The sequence below is a fragment of the Brevundimonas sp. P2_A6 genome, assembly GCF_056404975.1.
Window position 1 is genome coordinate 194,968 of the sequence record NZ_JBFUCZ010000002.1, and the last position, 19,924, is coordinate 214,891.

The 19,924-nt window shown below is 60.9% G+C and carries 21 protein-coding genes and 1 tRNA gene; 8 read left to right on the forward strand and 14 right to left on the reverse strand.

Annotated features, from left to right (window positions below; translation table 11 throughout):
* Positions 1 to 113 precede the first annotated feature (113 nt).
* From AC1DW4_RS06400 to AC1DW4_RS06410, 3 genes are read left to right on the forward strand one after another with little or no spacing between them, the layout of a single operon-like run.
* On the forward strand, positions 114 to 821 hold the full coding sequence (locus tag AC1DW4_RS06400) for an SOS response-associated peptidase (RefSeq protein WP_477016416.1): 708 nt from the start codon (positions 114 to 116) through the stop codon (positions 819 to 821).
* Positions 818 to 1,009: a hypothetical protein gene (locus AC1DW4_RS06405; RefSeq protein ID WP_477016417.1), complete on the forward strand. Its 192-nt coding sequence runs from the start codon at positions 818 to 820 to the stop codon at positions 1,007 to 1,009. Before AC1DW4_RS06400 ends, AC1DW4_RS06405 begins: the two co-directional genes overlap by 4 nt.
* Positions 1,006 to 1,179, forward strand: coding sequence for a hypothetical protein (locus AC1DW4_RS06410; RefSeq protein WP_477016418.1), 174 nt, complete (start codon positions 1,006 to 1,008; stop codon positions 1,177 to 1,179). The genes AC1DW4_RS06405 and AC1DW4_RS06410 overlap by 4 nt, the downstream gene beginning before the upstream one ends.
* A gap of 13 nt (positions 1,180 to 1,192) precedes the next feature.
* Here the strand turns inward: AC1DW4_RS06410 and AC1DW4_RS06415 are convergent, their stop codons facing one another.
* The 9 genes from AC1DW4_RS06415 to AC1DW4_RS06455 all read right to left on the reverse strand — a co-directional run bounded on the left by AC1DW4_RS06415 (position 1,193) and on the right by AC1DW4_RS06455 (position 11,690).
* Entirely contained in the window at positions 1,193 to 1,549 is a 357-nt protein-coding gene (locus AC1DW4_RS06415; protein ID WP_477016419.1) for a hypothetical protein, read from the reverse strand.
* A gap of 3 nt (positions 1,550 to 1,552) precedes the next feature.
* Positions 1,553 to 1,810 (reverse strand): hypothetical protein, encoded by a 258-nt coding sequence (locus tag AC1DW4_RS06420; protein ID WP_477016420.1) that lies wholly within the window; start codon positions 1,808 to 1,810, stop codon positions 1,553 to 1,555.
* Between the two features lie 3 nt (positions 1,811 to 1,813).
* Positions 1,814 to 1,993, reverse strand: a complete 180-nt coding sequence (locus AC1DW4_RS06425) for a hypothetical protein (RefSeq protein WP_477016421.1) — start codon at positions 1,991 to 1,993, stop codon at positions 1,814 to 1,816.
* A gap of 304 nt (positions 1,994 to 2,297) precedes the next feature.
* Entirely contained in the window at positions 2,298 to 4,253 is a 1,956-nt protein-coding gene (locus AC1DW4_RS06430; RefSeq protein ID WP_477016422.1) for a UvrD-helicase domain-containing protein, read from the reverse strand.
* A gap of 244 nt (positions 4,254 to 4,497) precedes the next feature.
* Positions 4,498 to 4,833: a hypothetical protein gene (locus AC1DW4_RS06435; RefSeq protein WP_477016423.1), complete on the reverse strand. Its 336-nt coding sequence runs from the start codon at positions 4,831 to 4,833 to the stop codon at positions 4,498 to 4,500.
* Between the two features lie 462 nt (positions 4,834 to 5,295).
* Positions 5,296 to 6,485 (reverse strand): IS3 family transposase gene (locus AC1DW4_RS06440; RefSeq protein WP_477016424.1). Its coding sequence is split into 2 segments (ribosomal slippage): positions 5,296 to 6,227 and positions 6,227 to 6,485, totalling 1,191 coding nucleotides; the frame shifts between segments, so codons are not numbered across the junction.
* A gap of 928 nt (positions 6,486 to 7,413) precedes the next feature.
* A complete protein-coding gene (locus tag AC1DW4_RS06445; RefSeq protein ID WP_477016425.1) occupies positions 7,414 to 8,022 on the reverse strand; it encodes a hypothetical protein in 609 nt (202 codons plus the stop codon).
* A gap of 223 nt (positions 8,023 to 8,245) precedes the next feature.
* Positions 8,246 to 9,397 carry a tyrosine-type recombinase/integrase gene (locus AC1DW4_RS06450; RefSeq protein WP_477016426.1) on the reverse strand — a complete coding sequence of 384 codons (1,152 nt, stop codon included), beginning with the start codon at positions 9,395 to 9,397 and terminating at the stop codon, positions 8,246 to 8,248.
* A 349-nt stretch (positions 9,398 to 9,746) separates the two neighbouring features.
* On the reverse strand, positions 9,747 to 11,690 hold the full coding sequence (locus AC1DW4_RS06455) for a hypothetical protein (protein WP_477016427.1): 1,944 nt from the start codon (positions 11,688 to 11,690) through the stop codon (positions 9,747 to 9,749).
* A gap of 314 nt (positions 11,691 to 12,004) precedes the next feature.
* On the opposite strand from AC1DW4_RS06455, the gene AC1DW4_RS06460 reads away from it, so the two are divergent.
* Positions 12,005 to 12,337, forward strand: a complete 333-nt coding sequence (locus tag AC1DW4_RS06460; protein ID WP_477016428.1) for a LysR family transcriptional regulator — start codon at positions 12,005 to 12,007, stop codon at positions 12,335 to 12,337.
* Between the two features lie 147 nt (positions 12,338 to 12,484).
* On the opposite strand, the gene AC1DW4_RS06465 is transcribed toward AC1DW4_RS06460, so the two are convergent.
* The 3 genes from AC1DW4_RS06465 to AC1DW4_RS06475 all read right to left on the reverse strand — a co-directional run bounded on the left by AC1DW4_RS06465 (position 12,485) and on the right by AC1DW4_RS06475 (position 13,649).
* Positions 12,485 to 12,814, reverse strand: a complete 330-nt coding sequence (locus tag AC1DW4_RS06465; RefSeq protein WP_477016429.1) for a hypothetical protein — start codon at positions 12,812 to 12,814, stop codon at positions 12,485 to 12,487.
* Positions 12,811 to 13,182, reverse strand: coding sequence for a hypothetical protein (locus tag AC1DW4_RS06470; protein ID WP_477016430.1), 372 nt, complete (start codon positions 13,180 to 13,182; stop codon positions 12,811 to 12,813). Before AC1DW4_RS06470 ends, AC1DW4_RS06465 begins: the two co-directional genes overlap by 4 nt.
* 77 nt (positions 13,183 to 13,259) lie before the next feature.
* Positions 13,260 to 13,649, reverse strand: coding sequence for a hypothetical protein (locus tag AC1DW4_RS06475; protein ID WP_477016431.1), 390 nt, complete (start codon positions 13,647 to 13,649; stop codon positions 13,260 to 13,262).
* Positions 13,650 to 14,001: 352 nt separating this feature from the next.
* Here AC1DW4_RS06475 and AC1DW4_RS06480 point away from each other — a divergent pair, with 352 nt between their 5' ends.
* Positions 14,002 to 14,985, forward strand: coding sequence for a hypothetical protein (locus AC1DW4_RS06480; protein ID WP_477016432.1), 984 nt, complete (start codon positions 14,002 to 14,004; stop codon positions 14,983 to 14,985).
* 30 nt (positions 14,986 to 15,015) lie between these two features.
* The gene (locus AC1DW4_RS06485; protein WP_477016433.1) at positions 15,016 to 15,483 is read left to right on the forward strand and encodes a very short patch repair endonuclease; all 468 of its coding nucleotides are present in this window, start codon (positions 15,016 to 15,018) and stop codon (positions 15,481 to 15,483) included.
* On the opposite strand, the gene AC1DW4_RS06490 is transcribed toward AC1DW4_RS06485, so the two are convergent.
* Positions 15,437 to 17,092 (reverse strand): DUF262 domain-containing protein, encoded by a 1,656-nt coding sequence (locus AC1DW4_RS06490; protein ID WP_477016434.1) that lies wholly within the window; start codon positions 17,090 to 17,092, stop codon positions 15,437 to 15,439. The genes AC1DW4_RS06485 and AC1DW4_RS06490 overlap by 47 nt on opposite strands.
* A gap of 352 nt (positions 17,093 to 17,444) precedes the next feature.
* On the opposite strand from AC1DW4_RS06490, the gene AC1DW4_RS06495 reads away from it, so the two are divergent.
* Together AC1DW4_RS06495 and AC1DW4_RS06500 are read left to right on the forward strand one after the other, a co-directional pair.
* Positions 17,445 to 18,764: a DNA cytosine methyltransferase gene (locus tag AC1DW4_RS06495; protein ID WP_477016435.1), complete on the forward strand. Its 1,320-nt coding sequence runs from the start codon at positions 17,445 to 17,447 to the stop codon at positions 18,762 to 18,764.
* Positions 18,765 to 18,829: 65 nt separating this feature from the next.
* The gene (locus AC1DW4_RS06500; RefSeq protein ID WP_477016436.1) at positions 18,830 to 19,678 is read left to right on the forward strand and encodes a hypothetical protein; all 849 of its coding nucleotides are present in this window, start codon (positions 18,830 to 18,832) and stop codon (positions 19,676 to 19,678) included.
* Positions 19,679 to 19,829: 151 nt separating this feature from the next.
* Here the strand turns inward: AC1DW4_RS06500 and AC1DW4_RS06505 are convergent.
* A tRNA-Thr gene (locus AC1DW4_RS06505) sits at positions 19,830 to 19,905 on the reverse strand.
* Between the last annotated feature and the right edge of the window lie 19 nt (positions 19,906 to 19,924).

Sequence of the window (19,924 nt, forward strand, 5' to 3'; positions counted from 1 at the left end):
CGAACTGTTTGGCTTTCGACCGTCAATCCGCAGGCCGATGATTAGCCATCCAATCGGGTTTAGACGGGCGGCTGCGTTGGACAATTACTGACGGTTTGTGATGGTCTCCACCTATGTGCAACCTCTACTCCCTTCGAAAAGGTCCGGCCGCGATCTTCGACTTGGCGCGGGCAATGCGCAGCGACGTCGGCAACCTCGAACCCCGCGACGTCTTTCCTGACTATCCGGCACCGATCGTTAGGAACGGGCCGGGCGGAGATCGGGAACTGGTCCTGTCCCGGTGGGGGCTGCCGTCGTCCAAGAAGGCGCTGTTAGACGCGGCCACGAAGCGCGCCGACAAGCTGCGGGCCAAGGGCAAGGACGTCGACTTCTCCAGGCTCCTAGAGCTCGAACCCGACAGCGGCACGACGAACGTCAGAAACACTGCAAGCTCGCACTGGAAGCCGTGGCTGTCGCCCCAGAACCGGGCGCTCGTCCCGTTCACGTCCTTCAGCGAGCCCGGCCGCGACGCCGAGGACCGTTACCGCCCGATTTGGTTCACGCTGCCTGGAGACGAGCCGCTCGCCTTCTTCGCCGGCGTCCACGTCCCGGCCTGGACCTGCGTGCGCAAGATCAAGACCGGTTTGGAGACCTGCGACCTGTTCGCCTTCCTGACGACCGAGCCGAACGCCGAAGTGGGCCTTGTCCACCCCAAGGCGATGCCGGTCATCCTGACTACTGAACAAGAGCGTGATGTCTGGATGCGAGCACCGTGGGACGAGGCAAAGGCGCTACAGCGGCCGCTCCCGGACGGGTCTCTGTCGGTGGTGTCCCGACCGTGATCGATCTGGTGCCGCCTTGGCTAGAAGCTATCGCCGGGGCGTTGGGGGTGTCGTTCGCCCTCTCGGGATTTCAGCGCGCCCAACGGCTCGGCTGGCGGAATGGTCAAGATCGCACCACGGCCTTTGGCCTGCTGATCTTCGGCGCTCTGCTGACCACCGTCGGCGTCGCCAGGTGGACGGGGCTGTGAGGATCTTCGTGCGGGCGATGGTCCTGGGCGCCTTGCTGACCCTCGCCGGCATCGCACCGGAGAAGGGCGTGATCGTCGGCGTCCAGCGCGTACGTGCCGACATGGCCTATGACCGATGCATGGCGAGCGGAGGAGACGACGACTGGAAGTGCGAGGAGCTGCTGGAGTAGCTGTCTTGCCGACTCAGGACGTGTCAGGCTGAGCGGGGTCCTTGCGCACCGCCAGCGTCAGAACCGATCCTGTGGCCACCGACCCGACCCCGTCCACAAGAGGCCAGAAGGTCATGTGCCATCCGGGCGGGCTGCCCATGAAGACCATAGTGCCGTCGCAGCCCACGCGCCGGCAACGCGGCGAGCGGCCCCACGGCTTGAAGTCGCGGCCGTTCATGCGGATCAGCACCTCGAAGTCGCCCAGCAGGTCGAGCTGACAGTGCAGACACCGGGTCCGGATCAGCCAGCCGTCGCGCTGCATCTGGCCCAGCATGATGTGGGGATGCAGAAGGTCGTGCAGGCCCCGCCGCTCCGGCTTCTTATAGCCCATGTCCTAGACCCCAGACGGGCGGTCTGCGTCGCCGCCTCGCCACTCCCAGACGCGCTCGTACTGAGGCCCCCAGCCGCGCTCGACCTGGATCCTGTCGGGCCGCTCGCCACAGTCGCCGCATCGAAAGGGGATCAGACCCATCTCGATGGCCTGCCAGCGCCTGGGGATGGCACCGACGCGAAGCATCCGGGTTCGATTGCAGCGCCGACAGTCGATCGTCGCCCTGAGGGCGTGATCGTCCCTCACCTCCAGCGGTGTCATGGGTCAGGTTCGCTTGCCGGCCGCCCAGTACATCTCAGCGCACAGTTCGGAGATGAAGGCCCTGTGCGCGTCGGGGGAGCGGATGATCTCGCAGGCCTGTTCGAGCGAGACGCGGGCGCTGGCCATGCGCTCCATCAGACGGTGCTGATCGGCAGGGCGGATCGGGAAAAGTTCTTCTTGCATGACGCTCTCCAGGTGCCGACCCGGTTGGCGTTGTGACTCCGCTGACGTGGCCCACGCAAGCGATTGTTCCGTTTTTGTTCTCATGTCTGTGGAGAGCTTGACCAGGACGCGGGTAGTTGTCCTGACCGACCGAAATTTCAAAAAAAGGGTCTCCCCGCCCCGCGATGCCAGCCGGAACCAGCGCGCGAGGCAGGGAGAGATTTATACGGCCGGCTTTGCCGCCCCGGGCTTGCCGGCCGCCAGCAAGGGGGAACCGACGAGAAATCCGACCCGCGCTATACCGGCAGACACGGGAGGAAGAGCGCTAACGAGTGCCAAAAAGCCAGTCGAAAAGACCCTTCTTTTTCTTGGTCTGAGCCGGTCTTGGCTCCGAAAGCGGCGGTTGAGCTGCCATTCCTGTCATGGCCGAAATGGATTCAAAGACTGTCGTTTTTTGCCAGTCGGCGGGCTTAGCCCAGGCCGGTGGTGCCGACGCTGGGGGTTTCGGCCGAGGATCAACTGTCGAAGCAGCCGTCCTTTTGGATTCCGCCTGACCTGGAGCGGTGCTCTTCACTCCGATTTTCTCAAGGAGGGTTGAGGGAATATCGATGACCTCTCTGGCTCTCGTCATGGCGACGTAGAACAGTCGCAACTCGGCCGCGAACTCATCATCGGCCTTTTTCGCTTCAATCGGTGTGGCTCCTTTTGAGGTAGGCCGCGCCGGCAAGAAGTCGTCCATCAGCTGAACGTTCGCCCATTCTCTCCCCTTCGCCTTGTGAGCGGTCGAGAGCACCAGATCGGCGTCCTCTTCATCGACCGTTCGATTCAGCGCCCACATCAGCTGCTTTTCACCGCGCGCCTCAACTAGGTTCACGAACGTTAGGAGGTGGGCACCTTCCTGGCTGCCGGCAAACTCGACCACTTCCCGCCAATTAGAAAAACCAAAGAAATCGGGCACGACGCTCAGGTTTCCGGCTTTGAGATCTTGCACACCTCTCAGCATCGCCATGAGCTCTGTCGTGCCGCCTACGAGGTGGGGCTTGCGCCCGTCGTCTAGGGCAGTGAGCAGGGAGGCCATCACGTTGGCGTTCGTGCGTGCAAGTATTGTGTCTGGCCTACAGTGAGCGATGGAACTCTTAATCGCCGAATTGCCGGTGAGGGCCTTCGGCTCACCAAGCTTCTGCAGCACCAACGAAGCCGCAGCAGCGATTTCAGATCCAAACCGAAACGACTTGGTCAAGGTAACCGCGTGGTCGGTCTCCATCGCCGCCATTGCGTTCACGGCACCGCGCCATTCGTAAATTTGCTGGTACTGGTCCCCGACATAAACGAGCTGCGCTTCTTGTAGCTTGAGCACCTCAAGCACGACTGGATTGGTGTCTTGGGCTTCGTCGAGGAGGATAAATTCTGCAGGGATGCGCGGTCGCGACAGCGCCCAAAGCTTAAGATAGCCGTCATGACCGAGCGGCAGCGGATCATCCGCATTGCACATGCGCGACCAGACGTGTTCCGCCCCCCGGCGTGCGTGCTCGTTGACGCGTGCGACCGTGTCTTCGCTCGCGGATAGCAGCGAACCATGCCGTGGAACATGCGTGTCCAGGATCACCTCGTCGCCGCTCTGCCCGAAGCTCCGAATGGTGTCGAGAATCAGAAAGGCCACCGACCGGGGCGGAAGGATATGGCCTTCATCAACCCGCCATCCTTTTTTCAGTTCTAGAACGTCAGCAAGCTTTTGCGCGCTGATGCGTCCCGTCATTTTTTCGTTGTTTCCCGCGAATCCACCAGCGATCGCCCGATAGGCCAGCCCGTGTGTCGTTGAGCAGTTAACAGTCTGGGGAAACTTGGTTTTAGCGTCGGTCACGATCGATTTGTTGAATGCGATGTACTGCCCTCGCCGCTCGCTCGAGTGAGCAAGCATCTGAAGCGTCGAGGTCTTTCCAGACCCCGCGAAGGCGTTGATGCGCAGCGAACCTCCGGTGCCGAAGCTGTCCAACGCCTCTACCTGTTCGACCGTTGGCTTGTGCTTTTGCCTTGTCGCCTTCTGAGCCGAACCTTGAGGTGCGGATCGGGGTTGGCGTGCACCTGAAGCTGACCGTTTAGGCTCCGTCGTTGCCGGCCGGGTCGTGTCCGAAGCGCCGCTTTCGATCCGCTTAACAAGATCGCGTGCCCGAGGGACGCGCCTGAAGGTAAGTTCGTGTGAGATGGTTGAGACCGTGCGGGTATCCCCCGCCGCGATGGCGTTTTCCAATGCTTCTTCGATCAGGTCGATCGAAGCTGACAAAAATGGTCGTCGACCGCTCGCCACCACCGTCCCCTTGAACGCGACAGCGGCGCTCTCTCGCTATGGTTAGGCCATAGGGATGTCGCATGGGCCAATGTCAAACCGTAACAGCGCATCAAAGCGATCGCCGACTCCCTATCCTCCATACAGCGCCTTTGATTATTGGGGCTTAGAGAGCGGTCCGCGTTACCCGATCTCGCACACCGCCACAGCGAGCCACCCAGTGCTTAAGCGCCACTGATCATCAGATTGGGCCATGCTGGCGAATAACCTCTAGAAGACGACGGAACTCGCCATCATCCCCATCGGATTTCCAAGCGTTGATGAAGCGGCACACCAACTGCAGGTTACCACGCGCGTAGTGGCCGTCGCTGTCGATCCGATCAAGTGAGCAGCAAAGCTGTCGGTCGTCTCCCTCGTCATCCTGCAGAGGGATCCCGCTAAGGGCACAGATGCCTTCTTGGGCATCAAAGAGATCGGCAATGTGACCTTCCAGTTCGTAGACGTCATGGAAGTCGAAATTCTTGGTTTTGACGCGCCTTTCGACAGTCTGCCCATTTGACGAGGCGGCCGTGTCCATGGCGCGTCGCGCCAAGACTGCAAAGGTACGCCGACGTGCACTAAACACCGTTCCGGGCAGTCGAGACCTCGAGTGGTGCCGCCAGTCGTCCAACTTGTGCCATGGCTCAAGGTCGCCACCAGCGATCAGAGCCAGAGCATAGTCCGAATAGCGCTCGCCCAGCTTCTGTAGCGTCGCCTCAGTGACCAGAAAGTCGGGGCACTTTGGGTGAAGACTTCGCCATTCCAATGGCCGGCCTAGGCGGTCCTTATTTGACCATGGCTGTGATGGCTTTCGATAGAAATAAATTCCCGCAGCCACCGGATCGCTGACGCCAGGATCAATTCCGGGCTCGATGATCGGATCATTATCAAGGGTTATGGTCCACCATAGGTGACGACCGTCCTGATGCAGCCAAAGGTCACCAGCACTTTCAGTTATTATTGTTCCTAGATTGAACCAGCGTGACGTGACCCCCGTTTCTCATCCAGCCATAACGAGAGTCCTTGGTTGATCTGAGCCGTGATTGGCAGGGGTGGCAAGAGGCCGGTCTGCGCAGCCATCAACCCGCGCAGCAGGCCGGCCGATGTGTCCGGTGAGCGCCTTGGCGTAGGCCTCGGGCGTCAGCCATCCCAGCTTCGAGTGCGGCCGGGTTTCGTTGTAGTCACGCCGCCAGGCTTCGAGCACGCCGCGGGCGTGCGGCAACGATCGGAACAGCGTCTCGTTCAGCAGTTCGTCGCGCAGGCGGCCATTGAAGCTCTCGTTGAAGCCGTTCTGCTGGGGTTTGCCCGGGGCGATGTAGTGCCAGCCCACGTCGGCGTCGTCCGCCCAGGCCAGGATGGCGTTGGACGTATATTCCGTGCCGTTGTCGCTGATGATCGTTTCGGGTCGCCCGCGCTGCTGGATGATGACGTCCAACTCGCGCGCCACCCGTGCGCCCGACAGCGAGGTATCGGCCACCAGCGCCAGGCACTCGCGGGTGCAGTTGTCGATCACCGTCAGGATGCGGAAGCGACGGCCGTCGGTCAGTTGGTCGGAGACGAAGTCCAGCGACCAGCGCTGGTTGGCGACCAGCGGCAGCTCCAGCGGACGTCGTGTGCCCATGGCGCGCTTGCGCCCGCCGCGGCGGCGCACCGTCAGCCTCTCCTCCCGATAGATCCTCTGGACACGCTTACGGTTCACCGCATGGCCCTCGCGACGGAGCATCACGTGCAGCCGTCGATAGCCGAACCTCCGGCGCTCCTGCGCCAAGGCCTTCAGCCGATCCCGCAGGACGCCGTCATCCGGCCGTGTGGCCCGATAGCGCACGCTCGCCCGATCGGTGCCCAGCACCCGGCACGCCCGCCGCTCGCTCATCTCATAGACCGACTGCAGGTGCGCCGCCGCCTCTCGATGCGCAGCGGGCGTCACCACTTTTTTCCCAGCAAGTCCTTCAGCGCGACGTTGTCCAGCATCGCGTCCGCCAGCATCCGCTTCAGCTTCGTGTTCTCGTCCTCAAGCGCTTTGAGCCGCCGGGCTTCCGACACGTCCATGCCGCCGAACTTGGCCTTCCACTTATAGAAGGTCGCCGAGCTGACACCGTGACGCCGGCAGACCTCCGCCGTCGCAACGCCCGCCTCCTGCTCACGCAGGATCCCGATGATCTGCTCTTCCGTGAACCGTGATCGCTTCATTCTGTCCGTCCTTTCGAGGGGCGGACTCTAGCTATTCCTGGAGGAGTTTCAGGGGGTCACGTCAAGCGCCCGGCTGTCGAGCGGGTAGGTGACACCCCCTTCAAGGTCTTCAGATTGGTGACGCAAAAGTCGATGTAGCCCGCGCGGTCGCCATCGCCCCAGAATGGGTGCACCCGGCGATCCTGCATGGTGACCACCTCGGACCTCGCCAAGCATTCAGGCCAAGCGAAGTTATCCCGGCCGAAGTTGGCCACGAACACTCTCATTGGCGTGTCAGAGGGGCGCTCGAACCAACCCGCAGACTGTTTGCGCGGCGACGCTGCTTTAGAAGCACGTACATGGACCCCAACTCCGACTCATGACTGATGCGCCAAGCCCAGTGGGACTGCGAAGCCAATCGATCAATGGTTCGGAAGTAGGCAGCGTTCATCGGAATTTTGCCGTCGCAAAAGATCACCGTGCAGGCGATCCTTTTGGAAGCCTCAGTTACGTATAATGCGCCTGCATCTCTCCAAGCCGCCCGGAAAGCCCTCACGATACGATTTTTAGAAGCGCGGGGGCTGGCCCGAGCAAGCTTGACTTCGAAGGCCCAACCGTCCTCGTCTGCATTCTTCGGTGCCAACAGCCAGAGATCACATCGTCCATGGCAGTCGTCGCCATTTTCTTTTGATAGTTTCCGGGTGGGATACTCGAGCAGGCCAGTCAGCCCCGCCCGCCCGGCAGCTGATAGCATTAAACCAACGGTGGCGACTTCCCCTAGCTCTAGCGGGTCTTGGCCGCAGCGCTCAAAATAGCTCTCTCGGACGGTGCCGAATGCGCGCATCCAGCGACGCCAAGCAGGCACGTCGGTAGCACTCGCCGCAAGATAGCGAACCCGGGCCAAAGCTAGCCGGTGGCCGTAGGAGGAGCGACGGGCTGAGCTCCCTGTCTAGGTGGCATCTTCGTCAACTTGACGGAGAATTAGCCGCTCGGTCGCGCCGGAGATTTCCTGATGTATGACGAAGTGGCCTTGCAGCCGGACCTGGTTCATTCCGGTCCCCCCATGAGTGGTGGGGGCCACTTCTTTCGAGGCCTCTACACGGACTTGAAGCGTCGAGTTGCAAACGGTGGCGGGGTGCCCCTCCCACATGCGACGATGCGGAAGCCCAATATCGCGGTTGTAGATGCGCCCTTCCTGGAAGGTGTATGTCCCCCCCTCTTTCTTAAATGCCTCTTCGCTCTGGCCCGGGAGATTGTACGCGAGGTTACAATCGTGGAGCATCACGAAGTGTTCTTCAAATATGGGACTAAAGTCGAGCAGCGTGTTAATGCGCACTTTTTCAGCGTCATGCTTACGTAGAAAGGCGAGGAAGGCGTCGTTATTTGGCGAATATTCATTGAAAGCCACGGAATCACGCTCGAACTCGGGCATCTCTTTGGCGCGGGCGTCACAATATGTTAGAATGCCGACGAGGGAGGCGATGGCACCAAGCGTCGTTACGCTCAACACCGTTATTCGAGTAAACGGGTTGGGCTTAGGCGGCGTCGAGGCAGTCATTTGCACCCTCACGTGGTAGGGCACTGTCTTCCCGTGATCCGGTGATAACCGTCAATATCTGATCCTGGACCAGTTCCGCTGCCCGCCTTCGCGGACATTTGCAGCGTCAGTTTCGTAGAATGTCCATTACGCGCGTGGATAGGGCCGACTGACCAAGCAAAAAATAAGGATGTCCCCGCCCCGCGAGCCGACCGAAGCCAGCGCGCGAGGCGGGGATGGGAGTTCACCAAGCCTGTTTCGCCGCACCCGCCTCGACAGCCGCTAGAAGGGTGTCGTTGGCGAGATGGGAGTACCGCTGGGTCGACTGGTAACTGGCGTGACCCAGCACCTTACCGACGGCGAAGAGATCAACGCCGGAGTTGACCATGAACGACGCCGCCGAGTGCCTGAGGTCGTGGACTCTAAGACCAGGCAGCTTCGCGTCTCGGATTGCCTTCTGCCAGCCGTGCTTGATCGACACGAACGGCTTCAGCGTGGCGGGATTGGGCACCAGCCATGGACAGTCCTTGAACCGTGGCAGCTTGGCGATGATCGCCAATGCCGCCGCAGACAGGGGAACGTGGCGGGGCTTGCCCGTCTTGCTGGTCGGGATCAGCCAGGACTTACGTTTCACGTCGACGTTCTCCCATCTGGCATCCAGCAGTTCGCGCAGGCGAGCACCTGTAAGAAGGAGCAGGCCGACAATGTGCTGGAGTTGGAGGTTATGGGAACCGGCCACCGCCTCACGAAGGCGCGCAGCTTCCTCGGCCGATAGGAACCGTTCGCGTGCGTTGTTCAGGGGTTTCCTGGCCACGCCACGGGTCGGGTTCTTGTCGGCCCCCATGACCTCCCAGCGAGCGCCCAAGACGAACGATCGGCCCAGAATAACCCGCATCTTCTCGACCGTCGCCGGGGCCGAGCCGGCGGCCCGCTTCTCTGCCAGCCAAAGGCTGACGCCACGCGGCGTGATCTCGTTGATCCGCGTCTTGCCCCACTTCGGCAGGAGGTGGTTTCGGACGACTGCCTCGGTGGTGGCGTAGGCCTTCTGGCTAAGCTTGGCGTCGGCGAGATGCATGGCGGCGAGTTCGCGATAGAGCGGGATGGCCTTGGCCTCCGCCTTCGCAGCGCCGGGGTCGCCGCCCATGACGACCTCGGACCGCAACTGCTGCGCCCGCTTCTTGGCCGCCGCGAAGGTGAGGTCATCTACCTTGCCGATCTTGAACTGGCGTTGTCGGCCAGCGGCGTCGGCGTAGCGGAGGTAATAGGTCTTGCCGCCAGTGGATCGGCATTCCAGGACGAAGCCGGTGACGGTCTCGTCGTAATAGTCGGTCTTCGCCCTGCCGGGTTTGCAGTAGGCAAGGGTCACATATGTCTGGTCGAGCCGTGCCTTAGGCATGGGTGGTCTCCTGATGATGATGATGGGATTGATGTCAAAGTCTTGAGCGCCAGCCGATCGGCGAACCGTCGGCGTCGGCAGAGCGGACCCCGGGCACAAAGTCGGGGACGAGCGGGGCGCGGAGGCCCGAGAGGGCCCCAGAGTCGGGCGCTGGGGCAGCGCGGCGGGGGTCTGGATCTCGGGATGATCGGACCCCCGCGCCGGGCTCCAGCGGGCCGGTTTTGGCCGGCTGGCGACGCGCGGGACGGCGATCCGGGCCCCGCAAAACCGGCAAAAGAGGCGCGACCTGTTTTGCCACTTTTCGGCGGCCGGTTCTCGGCCCGACCGTCGTCGGGCGAGTCGGCGGCGTCTAGCCCTCGATCACCCGCCAGGTGTTGCGCCGCGAGTTCGGCCCTGACTCGATCCGCAAGCCGTTGGCCCAGCGGCCTCGGTTCTGCTTGAGGTACCAGCCGAGCTTTTTCCTGTTCACGACGGTGCCGTCCATCAACCCGATCTCGTCCAGGGCGTCAGCAAAACTGGCGTCTCTGGCGGCATAGGGCTCCACTTCACGGACCATCATCGGCTCATCGTCAAATAGCCTGACCCAGACCTTAAGAAACTCGCCGAGCGCGTCTTGGTCACTATCCTGCTGAACCTGCTCGATCAGACTGGTTGCCGGGTCTGGCTCGCCCAGCCACAACAAAGAGTGACGGCAGAACAGGGACCACTCATCAAAGCTTCCAATTGGCGGCACGTCGGCTACCGGCTGGCCCGCCAGCCGGTGCGCCTCTATGATGGTCAGGGCCGCCTGGACAATCCGGGACCTGTGCTTCCGGATATGAGCGACAGGGTTGAACGAGAACTTCCGCAGTGTCGGCGTCTCGCTCTTTGGGGCGAGCCGGATCGACACGACACGGCGACGCATATCCTGCGCCGGCTCCACGTTGTTGCCCGTCCCAAGAAAGAGCACGTTGGTCCGTGCCGTGGCAGTTCGGCTCGCGCCAAGATAGCGCTCGGTGATTGATGAGCTCGTCAGCGCCTTATTGAGGGGACCCAGCGACTTCCAACCCGTCTGGATCTGCATGTCGTCGAACAAGACGACGGCAGGCTTCTCGAGCAACATCGCCAAAATGAGTTTCGTCGCTTCTTCAGCCGTGGTCGGATAACTCACGCTGTATGGATCGCCCGGGCCGGCAGCCAACGCGATCAGGGACGCCAGATAACTCTTGCCGCCGCCAGATCGAGGGGCGTTGACGTTAAATCCTGGGGCTAGAGGCAGAGATGGGCGGACGGCGGCTGTGATGATCGCTGCCAGCGCTGCTGAACGGTCTGCGTCTGAAGCGAACTGGAATTCGCGCATTAGCCATTTCAGATATGCGAGTGCGATTTCTGCTTTGTCCTGGTTTAGGTCACAGAGATCATACTCCGTCTCATCGAAATCCGAATAAATGCCAGTCGCCTCATCGAATCCAGACTGAGATACGAGACGCCCATCCGACCCGTAGAACGGCTGCCTAGAAAGGCCAGTGAGCGTTCGCAGGTGTGATCGATCCTGCCCATACCGAAGGCTTTGGACCACGGTTGAGGGCGGGTCGCAGCGCTCCCATTCTTTGCCCTTGGCCTTTCGATAATAGTCGACCTTCGAAGCTAGGAACGCGCTCAGCGTCTGGTCATTGACGAGTTCAGATGAAATGCCCTGTCCAGGCTTGGTGACAATTCGGACGATAGGGCCGCCGGCGTTGAAGTAGCTGCCGTCTGCCGCCAGCACTCGCTCGGATGCGGCCACGGCGCGGTGGGTCTCACCCGTCTGCATAAAGACCACCGCCTTGGCACGGGCGACGTCCGGCGTGAGCCCGAGGTGATCGATCAAGCTTTGAGCGTCGCGCGTTTCAGCGTGCTGGTGTGCGCAGCGGAAACGCCCGATCGGTCTGCCGAAGTCCGGCTCCAGGTAGTCCGCCTGAGAGGACTGTTCAGGAGGGTGTTCCGAAGCCCAAGGGCAGGCCAGTCTGTGGACCCCCTCGCCAGCGGCTTCGAGATACAGGCCATTGGCAATGAGAGCGTCCACAACGGGGTTGGACTTCGGCGCAGGCGTGTAGACGTCGTCGGAGTGGTCAGTGTCTGCTGGTACTGAGTGACGAAGCGCGATGTCCGGACGGGATGAAACAGGCAAAACAGGTGTCGGGGGAGGCGGGTCACCTCTTTCACCGCTTTCCTCGGCTCCGTTGGCTACCACGATCTCCGCCGGGTTAGTGGAGCTCGGTTGTGTAGTCTGGGCCGCGAGATTGAAAGTCTCGCGCTCGGTTTGGTCGGTCAACGGTGAATCTCCTATATCCGCTGTGGTTCTCTGTTCAGATGAGGAAGTCGCATTCCAATTTGTTACATAGCACTCGGCCATGAACGTCTTGGAAGGCGTCGATTTCTTCGCTCGACCGAACGTAGAACTCAGTATTGACCGTGTGAAAATCCCCCCGCTGGAAGTATCGAATGCAAGGAATGCATCTCTAAGCTGACAGGCACATAACCCTTAGGCATGTAAAAATTACATGTGCACCTGGTGCTTGCTGGTGTAGGTCCGCCAAGCGCCTGGCGGGCCTTTTCTCGGCGCGCGAACGCGAAGCGGAGATGGCGATGACCGATATTGGGAAAATACGCCTGGCGTGGCTGGAGGCGTTTGTCGCGATCGCCAAAAGTGGAAATCAGCTGTCAGCCGCGACTGATCTCGGCATCGATCAGCCGACCATCTCCCGGTACGTCCAGAACCTTGAGCTCGCGATTGGGTGTAAGCTTGTCTATCTCAAATCCAGCAAGCTGCTTGAAGCCGGCCACGCTTTTCAACCCAAGGCGGAGCAGGTGCTCGAAATCCTCAGGGATGCCAGAGCGTCGCTAGCTCCCCCGGCACCCAGATATGGGCCACCTACCCCGATCAAATTCATCAGGGTTCCTGGATCTGACCGCGACTGACGCGGCCGCCCAGGAACGCAGCCCGAATCCAGCAACTCGAGCCCGGTGTATAGGCATCAGCCGACTCCTCACCCGCTTGCTGACGTGAGCCAGTAAGCAGGTGAGGCCGCCGGTACCCGCCCGGCTGTTCGCGAGGTCTTCAGGCGACTATCCAAGAAGGTCTCGATCTAGCTGCTCCGATCCCGGTGATCGGTGTTCCCGGCCATCCGTCAAAAGCAGTCGGTGTCGAGACTTCCGCCGCGCGCCGGCGATGACCACCGCTAGAGCGATCACGCCGACGGTGACAATGAAGGCTATCGGTTGTGCGCTGGCGAGGCCGACGATCGTAATGGCACCCGCGAAGGCCAGGGTCTCACGCGGCCGGGTGACGGCGTAGAAAAGCAGCATGATCGCCAGGGCGATCAAGAGAGCCGCCACCGCCGCCCGTATGGCCGCCAGGACGAGTAGCGCCGTCATAAACGCGAGGAACCGGTTCACGCGCCACGCTCGCCGTCAGAGGACCAGAAGTGAGCAAGGCACAGGTAGTGGATGCCGAGCTCGGTGCCGGGGCCGTTCTCGACGAAGATGCGGATGTGTCCGAAGGCGATCTCGAACCACCGCCCGTCGTGGTCCTTGATGTAGTCGACGCGAAGATCCTCGGCACCGTCGCCGGTGATGTTGAACCCCAAGGCGTCGTTGATGACCTCGGGCGTGTCTCCGCCCCTGATGACGAAGAACCACGGGTGGCTCTTCGCCCCAGCGTGGAGCTGCCGAGCACGGAGGCGGATCAGCCCGCGTAGGCTGGGATCGAGGTCGGTGTCGTGGATCGCGTCGGCCACGGCGGCGCAGGTTTTCAGTGAAAGCACGGGAGGTCTCCTTCAGGCATGAAAAAAGCCCCGCACGGGTGTGAGGGGCTGGATGGCGGCTAGGGTTGTCGGTGTTGCTAAGTCGGCGGCGCTGGACGATCGGCGACGGCGAGGCAGTTGAAGCGGAGGGTGTGATCGACGCCCGGATCGTCGGCGACGAAGACGATCAGGCCCAGGTCGTCGGTCAGGACGTAGGCGAGCTCGAACCACCGACCATGATCGTTCATCCACTCGAAGCCAGGCTGTTCAGCTTGATCCCAGGTGAGTGGGAAGCCCACCGCGTCGTGGATTGTGGAGGGGATGTCGCCCGGCTGGATGACGACGAACTGGACCGTCTCGCCAAGGGGTTGGTGTCGGACGTCGTCGAGCTGCCACGCGCGAAGGCCGATCAGGGCGCGTAGCTCGGGGTCGATATCGGGGTCGGTGAGCGCGGCCGTGACGGCTGCTCGGTCGGTGAGTTTCAGCACGGTGGAGGGTCCTTTCGGGGCATGAAAAAGCCCCCGCAACGGTGGTCACGAGGGCACGGGTTGGGATGATCATGGTGGGGCCGGCGCGCGGCCGGCAGTGGTCGGGCTGAAGGTCTAGAGTTTCATTAGAGATCGCTGCGCCCGATGTCCGGGCCGGCTACTTTTCCGGGGCTACCGAGCACAAGTGTTGAAGGCCGGGCTAGTTAGCCGTTCTTCATATAAGATACCGAGGATTCCGCATGTCGTTGTGGCCCTACGCGGCCAAAGAGATCGGGAGTCGCGAACCCACTTAAGTTCCCTCGCCCTCGGTTGACGGGATCGCACTCGCCGAGACTCAAGATATGTGAATCTCATGACCGACACCAACGATGACGCCGAAGTCGCCGATGAGCAGGGCCTTCTTGTCAAGGCACAGCGCAAGGCGCCCGTCCTTCGAGAACTCTGGAGGCGCAAGCGCGACGAGGCGGATCGCGTCGTCACCGGCGCCGACATCGAGGCGGCGATCGACGCCAGCAAGGTCAAGATCAGCAAGCGCAACACCGCCAACTTCCTCAAGGATATCGTGCGGCGGAAAGGTGCCAGCGCCCTTTGGCCAAGCGATTTAGTCGCCGAGCGCATCACGGCGCGGCAAGTGTATGGCAATAAGCGTGTGTTCGAGTTCGTGCCGTTCGACGACGACATAGACGAAGCATTTCCGGACCGGTTCGGCCCACTCGAAGACACGCCGATCCACGACATACAGTCAATCTCCCTCCCGTTTACCGCAAGGCGCCTGGGTCGAAACGAAGAGACCTGGCTATCCCAAGTCGCAGTACATCTAGGGGTGATCCAGGCTCATCTCGCGTTCGAGTCGCCGCTGTCGAAAAGCGTGCGCGATGTCGTGCACCTACAAACCGGCATGAAAACTCAGCCGGAGATCGACGCGACTTTCATCGTCACAAACACCGCGGCCTCAGGGGCCGAGGACCACATTTTGCTTACCTGCGAAGCCAAGCGGAGCAAGGAGCGCCTGCTCGAAGAGCAACTGCGGTTCCAGGTCCGCGAAGGCATGAAGGCGACGTTCAAACTGTGCGATCCCCCAATTTCCGGAGTGAAACCCATTGGCATCCAACTGGCGGATGTGCAGACAGACTTCGGCGCCGAGCGTCTCATTTATGTTGTCGAGTTCGAAACGATCTCGCGCAGCGTCTACCAGGCGCTTTGCTTCCCCAACGTACCGGCCCCGAGCTTGCGATCCGTTCCCGACGAGGCGGCCATCTTCGCCCTTCCATTGAAGGCCGTCTCTCGCGCCTACTACCGTCTTCGGCCTTCGGTGGCGGGAATCTCGCTGCGCTGAACACCAGGACGGCTCGCACGTTGGATTGCTATGGCAGACAATCGGAGCGTCGAAAGCCGCAGCGCGCTCATGGCGCGGATCGGATCCAAAAACACGGCTCCGGAGATGACGGTTCGTCGCCTGCTGCACAGCTTGGGTGCCAGATTCCGGCTGCACCGCAAAGACCTGCCCGGCGCGCCCGATATCGTCCTACCCAGCCGCCGGCTCGTCGTCTTCGTGCATGGCTGCTTCTGGCACAATCACGGCTGCAAGATCGGTCGCCCGCCGAAATCCAGACCGGAGTTCTGGTTGCCTAAACTTGCGCGCAATCGCGAGCGGGATCGTGAAACCGCGGCGGCGTTGGAACGGTCGGGCTGGCGGGTCGAAACGATCTGGCAATGCGAGACGCGCGACCCCGAGACATTGCGCTCACGCCTGAACAGGCTGCTCGTGGAAAACGAGCGACCGCCGCTTACTCCAGCTTCCAAACAGCGGGAGCGAGTTTCGCCAGAGCTTTAGATCGGGCCTCGATCTCGGCCTTGGTCCACCGGTCTTCGGCTTTTACCGCGTCGTTGACGGCGAGTTTGGATTTGTTGAAGCCTAAGGTCTTCTTCTTGTCGAAGCCCTTGCTGCCTAGCTTGGCGTTGACCGATTTTTCTAGAACCGTGAGGTTGCCGATGCGCTCCACCCATGAGGCGAGCTCGTCGGCCGGTGGCAAGTCGGTCCAGTCGTTCGACGGCTTGCGAGGCATTATGTGCTCCAACGAGGCGTCTTCGTCGACACGTACGGCCTTGTCGGTTTCCATTGCCTTGTTCAGTTCGCCCAACACGTATCTAGCGATGTCCGGCTTGCCGAAGCCGTACTGCTCGAAATCCGCGACAAACCGATCATTTGGGACCGTGACGTTCTTGAGCAGCCCTTTCACGGTCTCGAAATTTCGCTTGTCGGTTTTGCGCACCAGCAATGCGGCGTCCGAATAGGTTTTCTCCAGTTCGTTCGCGCCGGCACCCGAGAGAACGTACCGGAACGAAATTGTCCAGACGAGCCGCAGCATGCCGACGACCTCCTTATTGGTGCCGCCCTCCATGACCGCGAGGGCTAGCGGCCGGAACTGGGTCGTGCGGAGCAGTTTGAAGAGCCGCACATAGTTCTGAGGCGATCCTTCGAAGTCGGCCCAATAGGGATGGGAGGGATCACTCAGCGCCGCATAGTGATCGGCCGCCTGCTGCAGGCCGATGGCGAACTGCTTTGCTTTTTGTGGCCCTTTCACCACCTCTCGCAGTTTCCGGTATAGGTCGCGTTCGCGAAGCAGTTCATGGGCCGACATCCAGTAATGGCGCAGGAAGGCGGTCAGGTTCTCGCTTCCGACCGCTTGGACGATATCGCTCCAGCTCTTTTTGATCGTCGCAAGCGTAGGTCCGCTGCCGGCGGACGCGAACAGATAGTTCTTCACCAGGTCGGAGACGGCCAGATCCATGCCGCGGTCGTTCAGCGTTTCGAAGATGACGAACGCGTCCGACTCGTCGCCAACTTCTATGACGATGAGATTAGCCGACTGAGCGACAAACTCTTCCAGATCAATCTTTGCGTCCTCGACGTCCGGGCGGGTAGCGACCCATTCGTCGAGCCGTTTGCGAATGCGTTCGTAGCCGTCCTTCAGAAGCTGATTGGACTTATGGCGCAGGTCGGATGCAGGGGCCTCGGTGCCGTTCAAAACGACCGCCTGATACGTGGCGTTGTTCGTCTCGTTTAGCGTCAGCTTGGGCAGGACGTCCCGGGAGCGGCGGTCGCGACTGCCAAGATATTCCTCTTTTACCTCGCCACCGCGCGCGTCGGCTCCCCAGGCTGCCGAGATCGCAGCGAAGATCATGCTCAGCGACGTTAGTCGTTGCTGGCCGTCGACGATCTCGTAGGCGGCGCCGAGACCGGTCGGCCGAACGACCACGGCACCGAGGAAGTACTCGTCGCGGCCTTCGGACAGCGCAGTCGTCAGATCGGTCCAGAGCGTTTCGATCTGATCGTCCGGCTTCCAAGCGAAGTCGCGCTGATTGGCGGGTACGGAGTGGATCACCCGCAGAACCTCGCCGACGGGTTTGGCTTCCGCGGTGATTTTGCGTTTGCCGCTCATTGACGTCCTTTTGGGTCGGGTTTTTGAGGAAGATTGGTCGGTTTTTTGAAAAAGACTTGCCCAGTCTCGCCGAAGCCCGGTCTACAACCGAAATCGACACAGGCCTACGATAAGACTAGCAACGGGCGACTCGATTTGCTTGTCATTCCCAAATCTAGGAACATCGCCACGGCCCGTCCGTGGGGCATGGACTTTCTCGCCTGAGGCGGCGGCATGGGTTTCGGTTTCGAGCAAGCCGGATCGGAGTGATCCTCGCGCATCGCAGACATCAAAAAATCCTGCCGAGAACAAAAAGCGATCGACTTTGTCCGGCCCTGACGTTAGATTCGTAAGGCAGCTCTCGGGACCACACATGAACAGACCCATAGGCATCGATCTGTTCGCAGGCGTCGGAGGCATGAGCCTCGGATTCGAGCAGGCCGGCTTTGATGTGGTGGCGGCTGTAGAAATTGATTCGATCCATGCAGCCGCGCACGCTTACAATTTCCCAGAAACCACGGTCATCAACCAATCTGTTGAAGCCGTGACTGGCGCAGATATCCGAAGAATGGCTGGCATAGGGGGGCGCAAGGTCGATGTAGTCTTCGGCGGCGCACCTTGCCAGGGCTTCTCCCTTATTGGGAAGCGAGCACTGGACGATCCGCGGAATTCGCTCGTCCGCGATTTCGTTCGTATCGTCTCCGAACTTGAGGCGACGCACTTCGTTTTTGAGAATGTGAAGGGCATTACTGTCGGTCGGCACCGGGCATTCCTAGAGGAGCTCATCGCTGAGTTTCAGGGCCACGGATATGAAGTTGTTTTGCCGTGGCAGGTCCTGAACGCGTCGACTTTCGGTGTCCCCCAGAATCGCGAGCGGCTCATACTTATGGGTACAAAAAAGGGCCACTTACCCCCGGAGTATCCCGTGCTCACGACGAGATCGGCTGGATCGGTCGGATCGGCCCCTGAAGGACCCTCTTGCGCAGAAGCATTGAGCGATCTTCCCGACGCCGAAAGTTTCGAGCAGCTTCACCAATCGGACTCCGTGGCTACGTCAGCGTGGGGAACGCCCAGCGAGTATGCGCAAGAAATGCGGTGTCTGACTAACGAGGCGTGGCGCTTCGGCTACGTAAGGCGTTGGGAGCCGAACGTTCTCTCATCCAGCGCGCGGACCGAACACACCGCCATATCGCGCAGGCGTTTTAAGGAGACCGTGCCAGGCGACGTTGAACCGATTTCTCGTTTCTTTCGTCTTCCTCCCCAAGGTGTGTCCAACACGCTTCGTGCTGGCACTGATGCGGCCAGGGGAGCGTTCACGAGCCCTAGACCGATCCATTACAAGTTCGACCGATGCATTACCGTGCGCGAAATGGCGAGGCTGCATGGGTTTCCTGACTGGTTCAGGCTTCACCAAACCAAATGGCATGGCGCACGACAGATCGGAAATGCCGTTCCTCCGCCACTCGCGCGCGCGGTCGCCGAATCAGTCATCACTGCGCTTGGTATAGCGCCGGAGAGGCCCGCTCGGTCGATCGAACTGGGAGACCCCCAGCTGCTAGCTATGACGATGGATTCTGCCGCCAGACACTTCGGAAAGGTGTTTGAAGTTGTCCGCCGCAACACAAAAAGCGGGGCCAAGAAGCGGAAGCAGTCTGAGATTGAAGCCGACCGCCTTCAGTTCGCGGCGGAATAGCGAGCAAGCATCGGTGTGGATTGTGCAAGAATGCACGTCTACAGTGCCACCTTCGAGGTGGGGCGATGTCGCAAAAGAACTTTGTCTTAGAAGCGCTATTTGACGAGCGGTTCGACGACCGGACTGGCGTTCTCGACCGGCCGCTTATCACGCTTCAAGACGTTGCAAACTGCATTCGGACCCTGGCCGAAGCTGGCGTGGTTACGCTGTCGCCCAACAATCCTGCCAACTTCATGAAGGATTACCTACGTTCTGCGCAGCGGAATGTTTTGTGGCCTACCCGTATTCGAGCGGCGGGCTACACCGCTCGCCAAACCACCGGGATAGGGCAGTGCTTTCAGTTCGTCCCCCTGTTGGAAGGCGAGGAGGCATTTCCGGATGATTTTCTGCCTGATGGGTCCGAGCCCACCTATCTGATTCAGACCCTAAGCCTCCCGCTTACCACGCGCGAGATCGTCCGCGTGGACGAACAGTCGGTCGCACAGATCGTCGTCAAGCTACATGTCCTCGAACATTTTCTGGCGTCCTCGCCAAAAGCTGTAGGCTGGGGACTACGCGAAGTGACCCACCTCCAAAACAACGTGAAGCTTCGCAGTGCGGAGATCGATGCTCTCTATCAGGCAGTTATCAAGGCCGATGATAGCATCCACCACGGCGCTGTCGCGGTTGAGGTGAAGATCGGCGATCCGATCATCGCCGAACAGATCGAGAAACAGGCTCTTGCCGCATTGGACGATCCGGCGTTCGAGTTTTGCATCCCGGTCATTTTGAAGCGTTTCAAGAAGGGCGAGCTCATCGCGATCCATTTGGACCCTGTTAGACGCTCGGACATCGATGCAGATGGCCGAGTGGCGCTCAGCGGGATCGCGTTTGCTGCCCGGTACGTTTTCTCGCCGGCGCTGCCCAAGATCTAGCGACAAACCTTGGTCCACGTTCTCCGGTGCCTCGCCTCGTGCGTCTAGAAATCAGGCCGTAGGCCGGGAAGCACCCCACGTGGGACCCACCCCCGCTCCCAACCGGAAGGGGCGTCCGCCTTAGGCCGACCCTATGTCCTACGGGAAGAGATGGTGCCGCTTAGGTGACTCGAACACCTGACCCCCGCATTACGAATGCGATGCTCTACCAGCTGAGCTAAAGCGGCCCTGTCGGAACGGCCCGGG